Raw genomic sequence first — 16,398 nt, 5'->3', positions numbered from 1 at the left:
ATTTCTCTTCCGGCCGTATGAGTGGTGCGATTGTGGTGTCCGCTTATGCCTAGTAAACCTGGAGGCGCTTTTGTTGGGTCGGCTTGCGCAAAACCTCCTCTGGAGGCCGCGTGTTTCCGTTTGCATAAGCACAAAAAAGCGGGTGTTTTGCCACCCTTATAAGTGGCTATATTTGTTTAGAAACAATAGGTTAGGCTGCTACAGCCCCCAGCATGGGGTGCTAGGGACCTAGAAAGCACGCGGGGAAGCACTGAAGTATGCGTAATCGGCATACCTGCGGTGTAAATCGCTTCGGGCAAAGAGCGTACTTTGACGCTGAAATAGGTGGTTTTTCCGGGCCGCAATCTCTGAAGGGTATGCGGAAACATTGGGCCGTATGGCAGCCAATTAGGCGTAATTGCGACCCGGAAAAACTATTGGAGAGCGCAGCCTGATTGATTTTCCCTTGGGACTTAAAATCCCCCGCTCGTAAGGGCGTGCCGGTTCGATTCCGGCTTCGGGCACCAATAGTATGATTTCAGATGTTCCCGTAAACACCTGAAACCTAGAGAAACCGGCCTTATAGCCGGTTTTTTTGTGTCTGAATATCCCCGTATGTTCCTGTACAGCCCCAAGATTTAGGTATACGTTTAGGTATATATCGGTTCGATATCGAGGCGTATACCTATGGCGCGCACCGTAACCCCCCTTACCGACCCCAAATGCGAGGCCGCCAAGCCCCGCGCAAAGGACTACACCCTGTTCGACGGGCAAGGGCTTTTTTTGCTTGTAAAGGCTACCGGCACGAAGGTCTGGCGCTTCAAGTATAAAAAGCCAAGCGGTAAGCCTGGTCTGGCAACGTTCGGCAACTACCCGGCTCTCGGTCTGAAAGCCGCCCGCGCGCGTCGAGCCGATGCACTCGAGTTGCTGGCGCATGGCCAAGACCCCATCGAGAGCGCTAAGCAAGCAAAGATCGAGGCGGCCAATGAGGCGGGGAACACCTTTGAAGCGCTGGCCCTGGAATGGCACGCCAGCATGGCCGGCAAATGGTCGAAGGATCACGCGGTCAGGGTGCTGAAAGAGATTGAGGTTGATCTTTTCCCCATGCTGGGCAAACGCCCCGTATCCGACCTGAAAACCCGCGACCTGCTGGCCTGTCTGAAGGCGGTAGAGAAGCGCGGCGCGCTTGATGTGGTTGGGCGACTGCGCCAGCGCATCGCCGGAATCATGCGAATCGCCGTTCAGCGCGAGTTTATCGAATACAACCCGGCGCTTGATCTGGTGGGCGGGACTGCCACCCGCAAGACCAAACACCGCCCGGCCTTGCCCCTTGAGCGGTTGCCGGAGTTGTTGCAACGCTGCGAGGCTGACACCGGACGACCGCTTACCTGTCTTGCTGTAAGCCTCGCTCTACTGGTGTTCATTCGTTCTAGTGAGCTGCGCTTTGCCCGCTGGTCTGAGTTCGACTTTACCCGGAGCATGTGGACGATTCCCGGTGAACGGGCACCAATCGAGGGCGTCAAGAGGTCGCACCGAGGAGCCAAGATGGGGACTCCGCACCTTGTCCCGTTGTCACGCCAGACGCTTGAAGTGCTAGAGCAGATACGCCGGCTAAGCGGGCGTTTTGATCTGGTGTTGCCGGGCGATCACTACTACTGGCGGCCAATGTCGGAGAACACCGTAAACAAGTCACTGCGCCGTATGGGGTACGACACCAAGATAGAGGTTTGCGGGCACGGTTTCCGCACTATGGCCTGTTCCGCGTTGGTCGAGTCCGGCCTATGGTCGCGTGACGCGGTTGAACGGCAAATGAGCCACCAAGAGCGCAACGGCGTGCGCGCGGCCTATATCCACAAGGCTGAGCACCTGGAAGAGCGTCGGCTGATGATGACGTGGTGGGCTGACTACCTGGACGCCAACCGGGAAAAGCACATCACGCCCTATGATTTTGCACACCGGAACACTGATGTGGTGAGCGTGGAGAGGGGGCTACAAGCATGGAAATAAAAAGGGGCAAGCGATCAAAGGCACTTCCAGTATTCGACAATCAACCCGAATGGGGTACAGGTGATTTGGTCGATGAAAGCCTGTCTGATGCTGCGCGGGCAATTATCGCTGACTTGGCCGGACATCACGACGGCGATCTTCAGGAATGGTTCAAGGAAAGGCTTGGGTCCTACAGAGCGGTCATCCGCGAAACGGAAAAAGGCCCCGCGCGCCACGAAGAACTTCGCCATGTGCGGCAGGTGCAACTGCATCTTCAGGAAACGTTACGGGGGCTAAACAATCTCCCTCCTTTCGCCGAGGGTTACATCAACGACGCCTGCTGGCGAAGCCATGGGTGCTTTTTCAGCGGTGGCTTGCTTTCTGACCTTATGGCGAAGGCCGCCATGGTGTCCGATGTGTTGGACATTACCGAGCAGAAGTTGGAGGCGGCTCCAACTATTCGTGGCGTGAAGCCGAAGTATCCGCGAGATGATTTGTTGGCTGATACCGCGGACAAGCTACGGCAGTCTTCCTTAGCGAAGATGACCAAACGCAAAGCAGCAGAGCTCGCCCGAGAGCTTCTCGTTGCTGCAGGAGTCGAGGTGCCAGCGGACATTGTCGAATATGAAAAATTGATCCGACGTGCAAAAAGGGGGGAAATAAGCCTCTAACTAATCTCTTTTGAGCACTGCGACAGCAATCGGGGGTTCAACAAAAATGACTCTGTACCCGATACGGAGTCACTCAAATGCAGCCAGCAACAATTCCCCCGAAAGCTCTCATCCGTCAGCCAGCGCTCTGTCTATGGCTGGACCTGTCCCGCTCTGGTCTAGACAAACTCCGCAAGAAAGACCCGACGTTCCCGAAGCCAATTAAGGCCAACGAAAGCCGACAAGCCGCGGCTTATTACGTCTTGGCTGAGGTGGAGGCTTGGTTACGGACCAAGATTGAAGCGAGAGACGCAGTATGAGCCATTCATCATCGCTTACAGCTTCCTGGAAGCTTCGCGTAATGGCCGCCCTGCACGTTGATTCCTTCCCGTCTCCTTCTAACTGGTCCTGGCGCAAAGCCAAGCAGCGCGGGGTGTAACCCATGAAAAGTCAAAACGGCGCCCATGCGCCGACGGGATCGGCTTGGCTGAAATCCATGATTGGGCCAGTAGCCCGGTACCTTCTTGGCGAGCCAAATACCGCAATGAGCAAGCAAACCGAGCTTCGGTTCGGAGCGCATGGCTCGTTATCTGTTGATCTGGAAAAGGGGGTATGGCACTCGCACGAAGACGGAAGCGGTGGCGGCGTGTTGGATTTGATTGCCAGGGAAACCGGCATCACAAGTCGGGCCGAGCAAATGGCCTGGCTTGAGCAGCACGGCCTAAAAGAAAAACATCCGGCCCCAAGTCCTGAAAGTCCTGATGTCCTTCCGGTCAGGGGCCAAGTGTCGGCTCGTTATGACTATACCGACGAGGACGGCAACGTTCTGTATCAGGTTGTCCGTTTCGAGCCAAAGGACTTTCGCCAGTGCCGCCCCGACGGAAAAGGTGGCTGGTTGTGGTCGGTGAAGGGCGTGCGTCAGGTTCCCTTCCATCTGCCGCAATTGCTGGACGCGCCGTGGGATACGCCAGTGTTTGTCGTGGAGGGCGAGAAGGACGTTCTTCGCCTGGAATCGCTGGGGCTGGTCGCAACCTGCAATGCCGGTGGCGCTGGCAAGTGGCCTGATGCTCTCAATGAACCCTTTGCGCGCCGCCGCGTAGTGATTCTGGCGGATAACGACGAACCGGGACATAAGCACGCTGACAAGGTTTGTCGGGCGCTGAGTCTGGCAGAGGCCGAAGTTCGCGTGCTCTGCCTTCCAGGGTTGCTGCCGAAGGGCGACGTGTCCGACTGGTTGGACGCGGGTGGCACCGTCGAGCAACTGCTGCAAATGGTGGATGCTCCCTGCAATCACCAGTTCGAAGACGACGATCAGCAGCCAGTCGAGGAACACTTCGAGCCCGGTGATGATGCCGAGGAAAAGCAGAGCCAGGCGTCTCTACTGGTGAAGTTCGTGGAGCAACGCTTCGAGCTGTTCCACGATGAAAACAAGGACGTCTTCGCCCGGGATCGTACGACGGGCGAAGTGCGTAATCTAGCCGCGCGCCAGTTCCGAGATGCACTGGTCGCCGGATTTTACTCGGACAGCGGAAAGGCGCCCCGAGATCAATCGGTCCGGGAGGCGCTGGGCACCCTGAGCGGCCTCGGCCGATTCCATGGAGACTGTCAGGAGGTACACCTGCGCACTGCTGGTGCCGCTGGTGATTACTTTCTCGACCTGGCTGTACTAGGCAGTAGCCGAGCGGTTCGCATTCGGCCGGGTAAGTGGGAGATCGCCGAGTCACCCGAGGCCATGTTCGTTCGACCTGAATCCATGCAGCCGATTCCAGCTCCAGTTCCTGGTGGATCGATCGAGCAACTTTGGCACGTGGCGAACATCCCGCACGGCTCCCGTCTGCTGGCCCTGGCTTGGCTGATCGAATGCCTGCGTCCTGATACGCCTTATCCAGTGCTGGAGCTGCTGGGCGAGCAGGGTAGTGCGAAGAGCACGACACAAACAGCGCTGCGCCAGCTCATTGATCCGAATTCCTGCCCTTTGCGCAGTGCTCCGAGGTCGTCGGAGGACCTATTCGTTTCAGCTGGTGTGTGTGCGGTAGTGAGCCTGGAGAACGTCTCGCACTTGCCCGCAGCAACTCAGGATGCCATGTGCGTATTGGCAACCGGAGGCGGCTTTGCCAAGCGCAAGCTGTACTCGGATGCCGACGAAAGTGTTATCAGCGTGAAGCGCCCCGTCGTGTTGAACGGCATATCTGCGGCAGTCACGGCGCAAGATCTGGTGGACAGAACGATCACTATCGAGACGCCGGTTATCAGCGAGCGGCTGGAAGTAACAGACCTTTGGCGGGAGTACGAAGCCGAGCGTCCGTGTTTGCTGGGGGCGCTGCTGGATATATTCGCCAAGGCGCTGGAGTTGTTGCCGCAGATGCAAATCCCCGCCGACGATCGTCCGCGGCTGGTTGAATTTGCTCGCCTCGGTATGGCTGTCGCCGCCGCAGCAGGTCATGAGCCCGAGGACTTCCTGCGCGAGTTCAAAGCCAGTCGGCAGGAAAGTCTGGCTCGCACCATTGACGCTAGCCCGGTAGCTGCCGCCGTAGTGGAACTGGTCGAGGCGCGTCCGCACGGCGTGACCGCCCCGGCAAAGGATATTCTGCGTACCCTGGAACAGTACCGTCCAACCGGCTGCGATTCGTGGCCCCGTTCCGCTAAGGGGCTAGGGGACGCCCTGCGACGTGCTGCTCCCGCTCTTCGGCAGATAGGCATCGAGTGCAAGTCTCTGGGTAAATCTGGGGGGGCGGTGAAATGGGGTATCGGGAGAAAGTTATCGAAGCAATGTCCTGCAAGTCCTGATGTCCTGCCAGACGATCACCCCGAGCAGGACATTGGGACTTGCAGGACTTCGAGTCGGCAACTATCCCCCGACAACACCGGTACTTCGCCGGACATGGTCTTCGATGAATCCGACGCGGAGGCCTTCTGATGAAAGTTATCGACTATCTCCGTGATCGCGGGTTCAGTGCCAAGGTGGTGGGTAACCGCTTAATCGTCTGGCCATCTATCAGGCTGACACAGGAGGAGCGCCGCTATATCAAGTTGCACCGTTTGGAGCTGATGGTCGAAGTGGCGGCCAACGATGGTGAAGCCCGACGCAGTCACTGGACAGTGTCCGTGACAGGGTACGGTCCCTTCACAATGATCGGTGAGCCAATGACTCATGCCGAAGCCTTGGTTGAAGCCCGAACGCGATGGCCTAACGCAAAGATAGAGTGACGTTTAGCCCGGATAACTACCGGGCTTTATTCTTTTACGCAGTTGATTGGTGATGATTTCGCCTGCATGGGTATCCGGGAATACTTGACCAGCTCAGGTTGCCTCCAGACTACTTGATCACTGCTTTTGATTTGGCGTAGATTTGCTCTTGTCGTTCCCTTAAGGGGGCGATGTTGGGCCGGTTCGAGTGAGTCGACTGGTACCGTTTCTTGCCTTTAGGCGCAGCGGACTTCCTTTTTCATACAGGAGGCCGCCATGGCCCATAAATCAGTTATCAAACATCGTTTCGCTGCGTTCGATCGCCAAGGTGGCCGCTGCTATTACTGCGGCTTCCAGATGTGGCGCGATACTCCTGAGGCCTTCGCCCGCCGCCATGACCTTTCCCTTCGGCAAGCTAGGCACTTCCAGTGCACAGCCGAGCATCTAGTCGCCAGGCAGGATGGCGGAAGAGATACCCAGTCCAATATTGCTGCCGCCTGCCAGCGGTGCAATCAGCGCCGTCATAAGCGCAAGGACGCGCCTGAGCCGCAGGAGTACAAGGCTTTAGTGGAGAAGCGGCTGAGCAAAGGTGGCTGGCATCCGCTCCCAGCAGGACCCCATTTGTTCTGATCACCAAGGTGGCCTTGGCTGCTCTGGAACGCGTCTATCGGGAGCTGGCCCAGGCTGTGTGAAAACGCTTTAGAACAAGTTTGACAGTCAGGATCGGAACGAAAATCGCGTTCCTACGTAAATTTTAGATCTGCTTACTAACCAAACGCCGACAGATTTTACGTAGCAACGCAGACTAAAAAACGGTGCATGCGTTTTCACAGCCTGGGCCAGAAGCGGACGTTCGCCCAAGCTGCTTTCTGGGCAAGCGGACGCTCGTAAGTGCCGTTGAAATCAAAACGCCCCAAGGTCGACCTCTTCTCCTCAGTATAGCATTAGGCTATCGTGCCTAAATGACCTTCATTCATATGCTGCAAAGGGACTGACCATGCGTTTGAGTAAGTTGCGAGTTCAAAACTATCGGAGCATTTTAGATACCGGCGAATTTGAGGTCGAACACCTTAAAACAATACTAGTCGGCCCCAACGAGGCAGGCAAAACAGCAATTCTTCAAGCAGTTCAGCAAATAAATGCCCCCAGTGATATAGCAAAGTTTAATCCCCTGCGAGATTATCCAAGATCTATATATACTAAAATTAGCCGCGGGGAGATCGATCCTGAAGATGTGCCCGTGGTCACCGGGACTTTCACCCTCGATACCTCTGATCTTGAGCATGCCCCGAATCAAATAAAAACAAGATTATTCACCTATAGTTTTACACGCTACTTAGATAATTCAGCCACACACAGCCTTAATAATGTTCAACTACCAACATACTCAGAGATCAAGAATGACCTAATAAGGCTTGTCGCCCATCTCGACAGGGGTATTACTGACGGATTAGTTAAGGTTCACACCGAGAGTCTCAACAAAATCACGAAATCTTGGTTTCCTCATAGACCACTTTCATCGGATGCTTCCGTGCTTAAACAATGGCTGGAAGAAAAACTTTCAGCCATTGACGAAGACGATGCGAAAGAGAATGAGCGCTGGGAAAAGATAGATGGAATTTTAGATTATGCTATTGAGCTGAAAAACTTCTTAGCTTATCTTGATAAAAATAAGCCAACCTTTGTTCTCTATAGCAATTATTTCCGCGTTAAGCCAATCATCCATTTGGACAGCCTCGCTAGACGCTTGGAGTCAAATATCTTGGATGATGATGCATATGATTACGGTAACAACTGCTTGCTTAAGCTTCTCGGTTTCACTGCAAAAGAGCTCTCTGATCTCGGAAGAGCCTCCGATCCTAGTCATACAACAACTGATCTTGAGCAATATCGAGAGAAGCTCGATAAACGCAGCTACCAGCTAAATGCCGCAAGCGTAGAACTTACTCAGCAGATTATTAAAGTGTGGAATCCGGATGAAAACAAGGCGGAAGCTAGCAAGCTAAAGCTGACTGCAGACGGTCAGTATCTGAAAGTTGTGGTTGAAGACAACATTGGTGTCGAAGTTGAGCTCGACCAGCGCTCCGAGGGCTTTCAATGGCTGGTCTCGTTCTTCATCGTCTTCTTTGCCGAGGCAAAAGGAAAACACAAAAACACCATCCTTCTACTGGATGAGCCCGGTGTGAGCCTACATGCTTTGAAGCAGCGAGAGTTCAGAAAAACCATTTCAATGCTCGCCGATGAAAACCAAACAATATATTCAACCCATTCGCCATTTTTAGTGGGCCCGGATGAGCTTGACATGGTTAGGGTGGTGGAGCTGACGGATAGGAAAATCGGCACTAAGGTACATACGACTGTGTCCTCCACCGACCCAGCAGCACTCCTGCCGCTACAGGAGGCGCTTGGCTACGACTTGGCCCAGAGCCTGTTTGCAAACCAACGTAATCTTATTCTCGAAGGGTTGACTGACTATTGGTACATCGAGGCTATTTCTGGCCTGCTCAAAGATGGAGGGAACGCGGCACTGAATGACAAGATCTCACTCGTTCCCGCCAATACCGCCAGCAAGGTAGTGTATTTCGCGACGATCCTAACGTCGCACAATCTGAAGGTAGCTGCACTTCTTGACTCTGATAATGCGGGTAACCAGGCTGCTCAACAAGAAGTGCTAGTACACCGACTCAGCAACAAAAGGATTCTTCGCACCTCAGATTACTCGGTACCAAAGATCGATAAGGCCGAAATCGAAGATCTACTTAGGGACACACTCATTGAAATCGCGAAGTCTGAGTTTGGCTGGGACATCACGTCAGCCATAGCAAGCACTCCCGACAAACCCATCATAGATACATTCCAGAAGCACATTGGTAAGGAATTCTCGAAGTACAAGCTAGCCAAGGCTTTCTTGAAGTGGTCGCGCGATCACTCGGCGTCAGATTTGACTGAAAACGAAATTGAGGGTTGTGCGAGTCTCATTAACGCGATCAATTCCGCACTGAAATGAGACTGGTATATCAGGCTCATGCATATCTCGCATGAGCCGTTTTATCCAACTCATCGCTTGAGTGGGCCAGGAAATAATTTTGCATACGGGTAAGCTTCATGTGTGGACTCCTTCTCACGGTTGACTGTGGTTCGCACCTTCAGTCTGGCACTCAAGATACCGAGGTGAGGAGGAGTCCATCCCATTGCTTTTGGCCGATTTCTGCCTGTCACCAAGGGCAGCAACCGACCCAGGCTGTGTGAAAACCCTGATCAAAAATTAAAGTGCGTGCTTCTATGCGAAATCTGAAATTTATCGGATGGTTAGCAGACCCGGATTTTACGTAGAAACGCGATTTTCAGTCCTGTTTTGGGCACCCGTAGCGCTCAAAAACGTTTTCAGACAGCCTGGACCCAAAGCAGACGTTTGCGACAGACAGAAAACGGCTATGAACTAGCCACTCAACTTCAACTCCTTGGTCTGCCCCTGATGTCCAGTCGAATACCATGATTCAAGGGGAGAGCGGAAAGCTGTGTTTCTCCAGTATCCAGTTGGTAAACGCGATGCGGCAGATTCGCTCAATTCCTGAGTTCATATGGTAGGCCTCCCAGTCACTTTCAGCCCACTCTACCGGTATATGTTCGCCTGTAAAAAGAGCGCCTGCATGAAGTATTTTTGAGCGCTGGCTATACGATTGTTTATAAAATCTTATTACCTCATCTGATTCGGAGCTATATTTTTTAAGAAAGTCTGTGAATTTTCTTGTAACGGCGTAACGCGGCGCACTGCATTCTTTGCATTTTTCAATTTTAACGCCTTTATGGAGGTGATCAACAAGCGTTTCTATTGAGGAGACAAAGCAGGCAAATGATATAGAGGGTGATATTGGCTTGATTCTTATTGCATTATTGAATAAGGTTGCTGACTTTAAAAATGCGTTCTTGTTGTCTTGGTCTAGGCTGTAGTAAGCATCCAGAATGTCGCTGAATAAGTCAGGGACGGAAAAATCAGAGCCGGTATATCTTGCACCGAAGTTGTAGAATTTTGCCGTTTTTATTTCATCAATTTGCGCGACTGGAGAGTTTGTGAACTCGCTGATTTCATGCTGATGTCCGCGAACGAAGTATGAGAGTTGACGCCACTCTGGTTCAATTGCAATGTTGTCGTCTGTTCGAATAGTCCAGCTATGTTGGTCTTGTGTAAAGACGAATTTTGAAAAAGAAAATACGTCAAATAAGCGCGCTATTTCGTGAATTAATTTTTTTTCATGGTCTTTTCTTTGTATCCAGTCGGGAACCTCTGTTTGGTCAGGCATTGTCTTGTTTGAGTCAGGGTTGAAGTTGTATTTTACTTCTAGGAGGCAGGGGTGGTGCGCTTCAGAGTAAGGCGCCCGAGGGAAGTGGTCAGGCGCAGGTAATATCTGAAATTCATCTCTGTATATGTATTTTCCTGCGACGTTGGCATTTGTTAGCATGATAAAGCTTCTAAATGTTTCCGCCATATTTTTACCTGCTTCCTTAGGTGTGTGCGAGGGGGTGGGTTTATTGTATGGGACTGGGTCACTCTAACATCCGTATAAAATCAGGTACAGACACACGGTGTTGATGCTGAGCGGCAGCTTTGGGCGGTTTTCAGCCGGTCGCGACTGGCAAAAAAACGACCCAAGGCGGACCTTGCTGCAAATGATGGCCATAGGCTACTCTCGATCCCGAATAATTGTATACACTCATAACTGTCTTCCGAGACATGACTTCCAATCAGTTATATATTCAAGGAGAGAAATGAGTACCGCGAAAATTTCTGAGCCAATTTCAGGTGATAAGGCCTACCAGATACGTGCCCGCGCCGCGCTTCCTCTGCTTGTTCGTCAAGCGAAGGCGGGTGTCCCAGTTTTTTATTCCGATCTTGCCGAAGAACTGGGGATGCCTAACCCGCGCAACCTTAATTATGTTCTTGGGAGCATTGGCCAATCGTTAGAACGTCTCTCAAAGATATGGAAGGTCAAGGTTCCACCTCTTCAGTGTCTCGTGATCAACAAAAACACCGGCCTACCAGGAGAGGGCATTGGTTGGTTTCTCGTGAAAAAAGAGGACTTTTCAGCACTTCCGCTTCGCCAGAAGCGTGTCATTGTTGAGGCAGAACTTGCGCACGTCTTTTCCTTTTCTCGATGGGACGAAGTTCTTAAAGCGCTTTCGCTTGAGCCAGTAACGTGCGACTTTTCACCTGTCTTAAAAAAAGCCAGTGAGGGCTACGGCGCTGGAGAGAGCGAGGATCATAAGGCGCTCAAAGACTATGTTGCATGTAACCCGCGCGTCATCGGACTCAGCTCTAACATCCCAGTGGGAGTGACCGAATACCGGTTACCATCCGGTGACAGCCTTGACGTCTCGTTCAATAGCAAAGCGGTTTGGGTAGCTGCGGAGGTCAAATCTGCAGTCTCTGCGGAATCTGACATTGTAAGGGGGCTATTCCAATGCGTTAAATACAGAGCTGTTATGGACGCAGTGCTGCTCGCTGAAGCACGCCCTCAAATCGCGAGAGCGATCCTTGTATTGGAATCCACATTTCCTCAATCACTGATACCGCTGAGGAATCTTCTTGGCATTGAAGTTGTTGACGGCATCACACCGCAAACGAGCGATCGCGAGTTCGATACTGTTCACTCGGCTCAAAGAATTAAGAAAGTCGAGCTGGTTAGTCTTGTTTAGACTACACATCAATTAACGGCTGTATGGGTGATGCTCTGCACAGTCCGCTTTTGGCCGATTTCTGCCTGTCATAACAGTCAGAAATCGGCCAGAAGCGGCCCTTTCCGGTCAGTCCTGACAGGCATAAACTCGCCAGCGTGCTTCTCTGCGACTCCAGATTTTTACCCTGAGTGGGTACCGATCGGGAATAGTTGGTGCCGATAGCTGGCAGTCTTTCAAGATTCGACTGCGACAGCCCGTAATCAACTTATGCAGAATCTGTCTTTGACGAATAACGGGAGCGTTTAGTGATGCGGCGCTCACGTAAAATCATCGCTGCCTCGTTCCACGAATTTCTTACACCTAAAAAATTGCAGCCTGGTGGGGCTGCGGCACCAGCTGGAAAAAATGGTATGCCAATGGACTTCAAGCGGGACTTGGCCTTGCTGCCCAACGCGACTACAAATGCCTGAGAAAGCAAATCCAACTGCGGTTTCAAGTAGCAATTAGTGCAAGCTCGCCAAGATGATGCCTTCACTGAGCCACCTTCCTTTGGTGCAGAACATAAGAGTGATTCTGTCATCCATGTTTTGCGGAGCTGGCTGTCGAATGAGTCTTCAGGAAAGCAAAGATTCAAAATGTACCGAACATTGCGATGAAACAGGTCCGTTCCAAGCTTCATGCATTGGTAGGTGTACTCCAGTGAGGTATCCATCGTTTCGTCCTTTTCTACATCATGCGGATCGCCCGGTTCTGCAAACACAAGCACCAGTTCCACCTCCCCAAGGGTGCCAGTCGCTCCGAGAAAGCCACGAGGAACGTGCCCTTTGTCAGGTGCCCAAACGAGAGAGCTGCATGCGTCAGCAAAGTTTCTGCAAGGCGCATAGGCGGGTTCGATAATTGTCAGCAGTTCACTACAAGGCTTCATTTCACCACCGGGCATGGCGATTCAGGTGCGGCAACAAAGGGAGTAGTAAGGTTTATGTACTTACTCAAGCAGATCAAAGAATAGCCCGTGTCCAAAAATTTGGCCGATTGCTGCCTGTAGCCACCGTTAATAATCGGTCGCCTCCAGCCGGTCACGACAGGCAGGGGACGGCCAAAAGCAGACTTTCTCCGATGCAGGCTAACACTCCTAAGTGGCCTTTACCGAAGCCTAGGTAGTGCTAAAGGTAATCAAGGAACTCATCATCAACGGAGCCGAATTAAGCTAGCAAAACCCTACTGGGCTCCTCCCTAGCTGCCTCCGCCTCCGTACATGCGATGTCCGCATTATTTCTCGGATCAACGACTCCGAGACTGTCCCGGCGCTGTGTGCCGGCACGTCGAGACGACGAGAACTACGAGATGGCCCTAGGCGAACCTAACCCTGCTACCGCGTTTTTTATTTTGCCACTCGATGCAGTTGGCATGAATACGGTTAACTTACCGCTGCACATAGCCCGCAAGGAACGCCCTACGATGTCTGTCGAAATCACCTCTGTTGTTGGCTCCAAAGAGACCGGGAAAAAGCTCCAGCAGCTCATAGCTCAGTGCCAGTCGTTTGCTTGGGCCAGCGCATGGATTACGCCCAATAAAGCGTTTGAGGCTGCGATTAAAGCCAAGGCGAAGCTTGAGAGCCTCGTCATCGGCACTCACATGTACATCACTGATCCACTCTGCTTGCAGATGTGCGTCGACATCCCCCAGGCCAAGGTTCTGCTGCCCGACTCCGGGCCTCTGTTTCACCCCAAGCTTTACGCCTTCCGACATGAGAAGAAGGTCACCATCTACGTGGGCAGCGCCAACTGCACCAATGCTGGCTTGAACAAGAACATCGAGGCCGGCGTCTTCCTCAGCGGTGACCATCTCGACCCCAACCTCCAATCGTTCTTCACCTTCATCAAGCAGCAGGCGGCCCGAGCCCTGGACATAAACGATCCACTCATTGAGTCCTATACGGCCAACAAAAAGCTCAACCAGGACGCACTTGATGACCTCGACAATTTCACGTGGGTCAAAAAACCCAGACACACTGCCTCCTCCTCACTCCACAGTGATCTCAATGGGACGGAGTGGGAGCAGTTTGTTCAGTTGGTGAAGGAGGACAATGCCAAGGATATGCGACTTGAGCTCCTCGCCAGGGCGAGGCAACTGTTCGCAAGCGGCCGCACCGTTCAGGAGTTCACCGTCACGGAGCAACAGTGCGTAACAGGACTTCTGCAGCCTACCGAGCTCGATGGCGTGGACTGGGGATACTTTGGCCAGATGAGCGCCCACGGCAGCTTCAAGAGAGTACTCAGAGAACACGCCCCTCTCCTGTCTCAAGCCCTCGATAAAATCCCGCTAGTGGGCCCTGTCAAACGCCGGCACTACGAGGCATTCGTCGAAGTTTTTCAGCGTATCCCTACGGCTAGGGCCACTTGGATTGGCTTTGGTACCCGCCTGCTGGCGATTAAAAGACCGGACTACTTCGTCTGTATCTGCAATCCCAATAAGCGGCAACTGGCTGATGTGTTCGCAACGTCTTTTTCGACGTTCAACCTGGACAACTACTGGGATCGCGTCGTGGCGCCGATGCAGCTGATGCCTTGGTGGCAGGAAGAAATGCCCAGCGAGGGGTTCGAGCAGCAGCTTTGGATGGGTAGAGCCGCGATGCTAGATGCCATTTGCTACGATCCCTCAATGCGCTAAAGCACGCCAGCTGTCGCGAGTGACTGGCATACTTAGTTTCCAGCGAAAATTACCGAGCCTACGTTCATGGTGCTATTCAATACACCCGAGTTTTATATCCAAAAAATTTATGACGCTGTGAACTCCGCCCATAGGAATGATATCCAAGGAGTTGGCACGCACGTTTTTGGGTTTTTCAGTGGCCAAGAATATTCTGGGGGGCGAGTAGACGTTTCGCCACATCACGTCCAGATGATTTTTCAAGAACCCATCGTTAGTTATTTTCGGGCTGAACCAGAAATTTTTGTAGAATGGGTAGCGGTAATATATTTGTATTTCCGGAGCCTAGGTGCGATGCCAGAGGTGGCACGCGACACATGGAACAGCGCCACTGCAATCATTTACTTGGCTAGGATTAAAGATGAATCCGCAATTGTCGAAGCAATGTGTCAGCTAGTAGCCTGGGATTACTTTTATGGGCGAGAGCACTACCCAGACTATTTAGATAGTTTGAAAAAAACCCACTTGGAGCATAGGCGCGCCAAGAGACTTAGAGAGCTCTTTCTTTGCACTGCATCTAACATGGGGCAGCCTGATTTTCTTCCATCCATTAAACGAGCTTATAAAAACCGTCGGCACTTTACTGGAGCAAATGCTGCCTCAGCCTTTATAAATTACTACTGCCACATTAAATCGGAATATGGCGTCCTAAGTGAATTAAAACGCTACTTGAGTGGCCCTCAAATGCGCGAAATAATTCAAAAAGGGCATTGTGACTTCCTGAAACCTTTATTGGGGAAGCTTTACGAAAACAACAATTATGACGCTCTGTTTTCTTTAGTGTCCTCGCTTAAAAACGTGACTGGACTAGGGGTTTCTCGCGTAGGTCATGGTTACTTGCTGCCAAACGGTAGTAAACTGATGATATTGTCAAGATCAGGCCAAGTCGTATTTGAAGAGCTTGGTAACTACGAGCGTTACAGCAAGCTAATAAACGCGTGCAATCGGGCAACCAACACATATGTTACCCTTCTTGGGGCATTCGATGACAATGGAGCGTTCATCGATACTGATCGAGGCGGAGCCCCGCCCGTTGACGATGATTTGAGTGAACTTAGAGGAACTGTAATTGCTCACTTTGGTCTGAATGACCCTTTGTATGGAGAATTTCACTCTCTCACGATTCTCCCTTCTCATAATTTTCCTTTGCAATCAGCTTTATTCAGCCTCGGGAAGAATGCTCCACTCATATCCGTCAGCCACCAAGAAGTCTTGGATGATCCGGACGATAAGCGTTTCGTTTTCTTTCTTTCAACCCATACACACACTTATACGTTAGAACATGAATTTATTATTGCGGAATTTGGCGATGAGGCAGAGATTTATGTAGACCCCCAAGAAGATTTCTTTGTCGATATTCTTGCATCAGAGCAACACGACGTAATATATATATCGGCGCATGGCGAGTACAACCACTGGGGCAAGGCTATTGAAGATGAAATTTTCTTCAATGAAGGGTCAACGATCACCGTCGGAAAGCTATGGTTGTGTCGACATAGCAAAAGTACAAATCGGAACATAATTTTGAACATTTGCGATGGAGCGGCAACGGAGATAAGTTGCAATCCTTACTCAAGGGGGATTGCTGCTTCATTAGCTGCTGGCAATCAAACCATCATATCCCATATGTGGCCAGTGAACCCGCTTTATGCTGCATGCTTCGGCATGTTGGCAATATATTTTTCTCGGCGAAACACACCTATAAATGTTGCCAGGATGATTTACGAGGCATTAGACCAAGAAAACAACTCAATAATTACTAACTCTAAACGTTTGGCAGAGTCCTTCGATACCCTAGAAAGGTGTCTCAAAGATAAAGAATTTGATATGCGTCAGTTCAAAAACTTGGGGAGTATCTCAGTATACTCCTAAGAGGCAGTCAGCACGCAGGAGCTGCGGGGATTCAGCTCCTTACGGGCGAGATAGAATACCTAGCTTGTTCAAGGGGGACGGTAACCAGATTATTGATATTTGCGTTAGCTCAAGACTTAGTGTAATTCCAAAAAACCATAGTTTCGTGGGGTAACCACCCTGGATTGGAAGATCAGACCATGCCCCTCCCTCGACTAACCTTACGCCATAGCCCTCTCGCTGGGTTGCTTGGTCACCCGCTCTCGGCATTGGCGTTGAGTAGCGCCAGCATCACCGTTTTCAGTCGCCTCCCCATAGTGCCCCAGCTATCGCGTTGTCAGCGTCTGCTATTGGCCGATTG

Annotated in this window: 12 protein-coding genes and 1 tRNA gene; 11 read left to right on the top strand and 2 right to left on the bottom strand. The window is 51.8% G+C overall.

Going from position 1 to position 16,398, the window contains the following annotated elements:
* The first annotated feature begins 370 nt into the window (after positions 1-370).
* The 8 genes from LOY56_RS13510 (at position 371) to LOY56_RS13475 (ending at position 8,808) form a co-directional block, all read left to right on the top strand.
* Positions 371-506: transfer RNA gene (locus tag LOY56_RS13510), tRNA-Leu, on the top strand.
* A 160-nt stretch (positions 507-666) separates the two neighbouring features.
* Complete coding sequence (locus tag LOY56_RS13505) at positions 667-1,986, top strand: phage integrase central domain-containing protein (RefSeq protein ID WP_258614695.1); 1,320 nt, start codon at positions 667-669, stop codon at positions 1,984-1,986.
* Entirely contained in the window at positions 1,977-2,636 is a 660-nt protein-coding gene (locus LOY56_RS13500; RefSeq protein ID WP_123358466.1) for a hypothetical protein, read from the top strand. The genes LOY56_RS13505 and LOY56_RS13500 overlap by 10 nt, the downstream gene beginning before the upstream one ends.
* Positions 2,637-2,713: 77 nt before the next feature.
* Positions 2,714-2,935 (top strand): AlpA family transcriptional regulator, encoded by a 222-nt coding sequence (locus LOY56_RS13495; protein WP_063321337.1) that lies wholly within the window; start codon positions 2,714-2,716, stop codon positions 2,933-2,935.
* Between the two features lie 122 nt (positions 2,936-3,057).
* Positions 3,058-5,532: a hypothetical protein gene (locus LOY56_RS13490; protein ID WP_258614691.1), complete on the top strand. Its 2,475-nt coding sequence runs from the start codon at positions 3,058-3,060 to the stop codon at positions 5,530-5,532.
* Positions 5,532-5,822 carry a hypothetical protein gene (locus tag LOY56_RS13485; RefSeq protein ID WP_124301732.1) on the top strand — a complete coding sequence of 97 codons (291 nt, stop codon included), beginning with the start codon at positions 5,532-5,534 and terminating at the stop codon, positions 5,820-5,822. Before LOY56_RS13490 ends, LOY56_RS13485 begins: the two co-directional genes overlap by 1 nt.
* Positions 5,823-6,077: 255 nt before the next feature.
* Entirely contained in the window at positions 6,078-6,431 is a 354-nt protein-coding gene (locus LOY56_RS13480) for an HNH endonuclease (protein WP_258614686.1), read from the top strand.
* Positions 6,432-6,798: 367 nt separating this feature from the next.
* Complete coding sequence (locus LOY56_RS13475; protein WP_258614685.1) at positions 6,799-8,808, top strand: ATP-binding protein; 2,010 nt, start codon at positions 6,799-6,801, stop codon at positions 8,806-8,808.
* Positions 8,809-9,298: 490 nt separating this feature from the next.
* Here LOY56_RS13475 and LOY56_RS13470 read toward each other — a convergent pair whose 3' ends face one another.
* Positions 9,299-10,288 carry a hypothetical protein gene (locus LOY56_RS13470; RefSeq protein WP_258614684.1) on the bottom strand — a complete coding sequence of 330 codons (990 nt, stop codon included), beginning with the start codon at positions 10,286-10,288 and terminating at the stop codon, positions 9,299-9,301.
* A gap of 280 nt (positions 10,289-10,568) precedes the next feature.
* Here LOY56_RS13470 and LOY56_RS13465 point away from each other — a divergent pair, with 280 nt between their 5' ends.
* Positions 10,569-11,495 (top strand): hypothetical protein, encoded by a 927-nt coding sequence (locus LOY56_RS13465; RefSeq protein ID WP_258614681.1) that lies wholly within the window; start codon positions 10,569-10,571, stop codon positions 11,493-11,495.
* A 247-nt stretch (positions 11,496-11,742) separates the two neighbouring features.
* Here the strand turns inward: LOY56_RS13465 and LOY56_RS13460 are convergent, their stop codons facing one another.
* Complete coding sequence (locus LOY56_RS13460; RefSeq protein ID WP_258614679.1) at positions 11,743-12,417, bottom strand: hypothetical protein; 675 nt, start codon at positions 12,415-12,417, stop codon at positions 11,743-11,745.
* Between the two features lie 518 nt (positions 12,418-12,935).
* Here LOY56_RS13460 and LOY56_RS13455 point away from each other — a divergent pair.
* Positions 12,936-14,147: a phospholipase D family protein gene (locus LOY56_RS13455; protein WP_258614676.1), complete on the top strand. Its 1,212-nt coding sequence runs from the start codon at positions 12,936-12,938 to the stop codon at positions 14,145-14,147.
* Positions 14,148-14,213: 66 nt separating this feature from the next.
* Positions 14,214-16,058: a hypothetical protein gene (locus tag LOY56_RS13450; protein WP_258614675.1), complete on the top strand. Its 1,845-nt coding sequence runs from the start codon at positions 14,214-14,216 to the stop codon at positions 16,056-16,058.
* The last annotated feature ends 340 nt before the right edge of the window (positions 16,059-16,398 follow it).

The organism is Pseudomonas sp. B21-048, from assembly GCF_024748615.1.
In the GTDB taxonomy this organism is placed as follows: Bacteria; Pseudomonadota; Gammaproteobacteria; order Pseudomonadales; family Pseudomonadaceae; genus Aquipseudomonas.
The sequence above is the reverse complement of the archived record's forward strand: the minus strand, read 5'-3'. Positions and strand labels throughout refer to the sequence as shown.

What these genes read in the sequence shown, in the direction of transcription:
- LOY56_RS13480 (WP_258614686.1), top strand. Translation starts at nt 6,078, where the DNA reads ATGGCCCATAAATCAGTTATCAAACATCGTTTCGCTGCGTTCGATCGC.
- LOY56_RS13485 (WP_124301732.1), top strand. Translation starts at nt 5,532, where the DNA reads ATGAAAGTTATCGACTATCTCCGTGATCGCGGGTTCAGTGCCAAGGTG.
- LOY56_RS13475 (WP_258614685.1), top strand. Translation starts at nt 6,799, where the DNA reads ATGCGTTTGAGTAAGTTGCGAGTTCAAAACTATCGGAGCATTTTAGAT.
- LOY56_RS13490 (WP_258614691.1), top strand. Translation starts at nt 3,058, where the DNA reads ATGAAAAGTCAAAACGGCGCCCATGCGCCGACGGGATCGGCTTGGCTG.
- LOY56_RS13460 (WP_258614679.1), bottom strand. Translation starts at nt 12,417, where the DNA reads ATGCCCGGTGGTGAAATGAAGCCTTGTAGTGAACTGCTGACAATTATC.
- LOY56_RS13505 (WP_258614695.1), top strand. Translation starts at nt 667, where the DNA reads ATGGCGCGCACCGTAACCCCCCTTACCGACCCCAAATGCGAGGCCGCC.
- LOY56_RS13495 (WP_063321337.1), top strand. Translation starts at nt 2,714, where the DNA reads ATGCAGCCAGCAACAATTCCCCCGAAAGCTCTCATCCGTCAGCCAGCG.
- LOY56_RS13500 (WP_123358466.1), top strand. Translation starts at nt 1,977, where the DNA reads ATGGAAATAAAAAGGGGCAAGCGATCAAAGGCACTTCCAGTATTCGAC.
- LOY56_RS13450 (WP_258614675.1), top strand. Translation starts at nt 14,214, where the DNA reads ATGGTGCTATTCAATACACCCGAGTTTTATATCCAAAAAATTTATGAC.
- LOY56_RS13465 (WP_258614681.1), top strand. Translation starts at nt 10,569, where the DNA reads ATGAGTACCGCGAAAATTTCTGAGCCAATTTCAGGTGATAAGGCCTAC.
- LOY56_RS13455 (WP_258614676.1), top strand. Translation starts at nt 12,936, where the DNA reads ATGTCTGTCGAAATCACCTCTGTTGTTGGCTCCAAAGAGACCGGGAAA.
- LOY56_RS13470 (WP_258614684.1), bottom strand. Translation starts at nt 10,288, where the DNA reads ATGGCGGAAACATTTAGAAGCTTTATCATGCTAACAAATGCCAACGTC.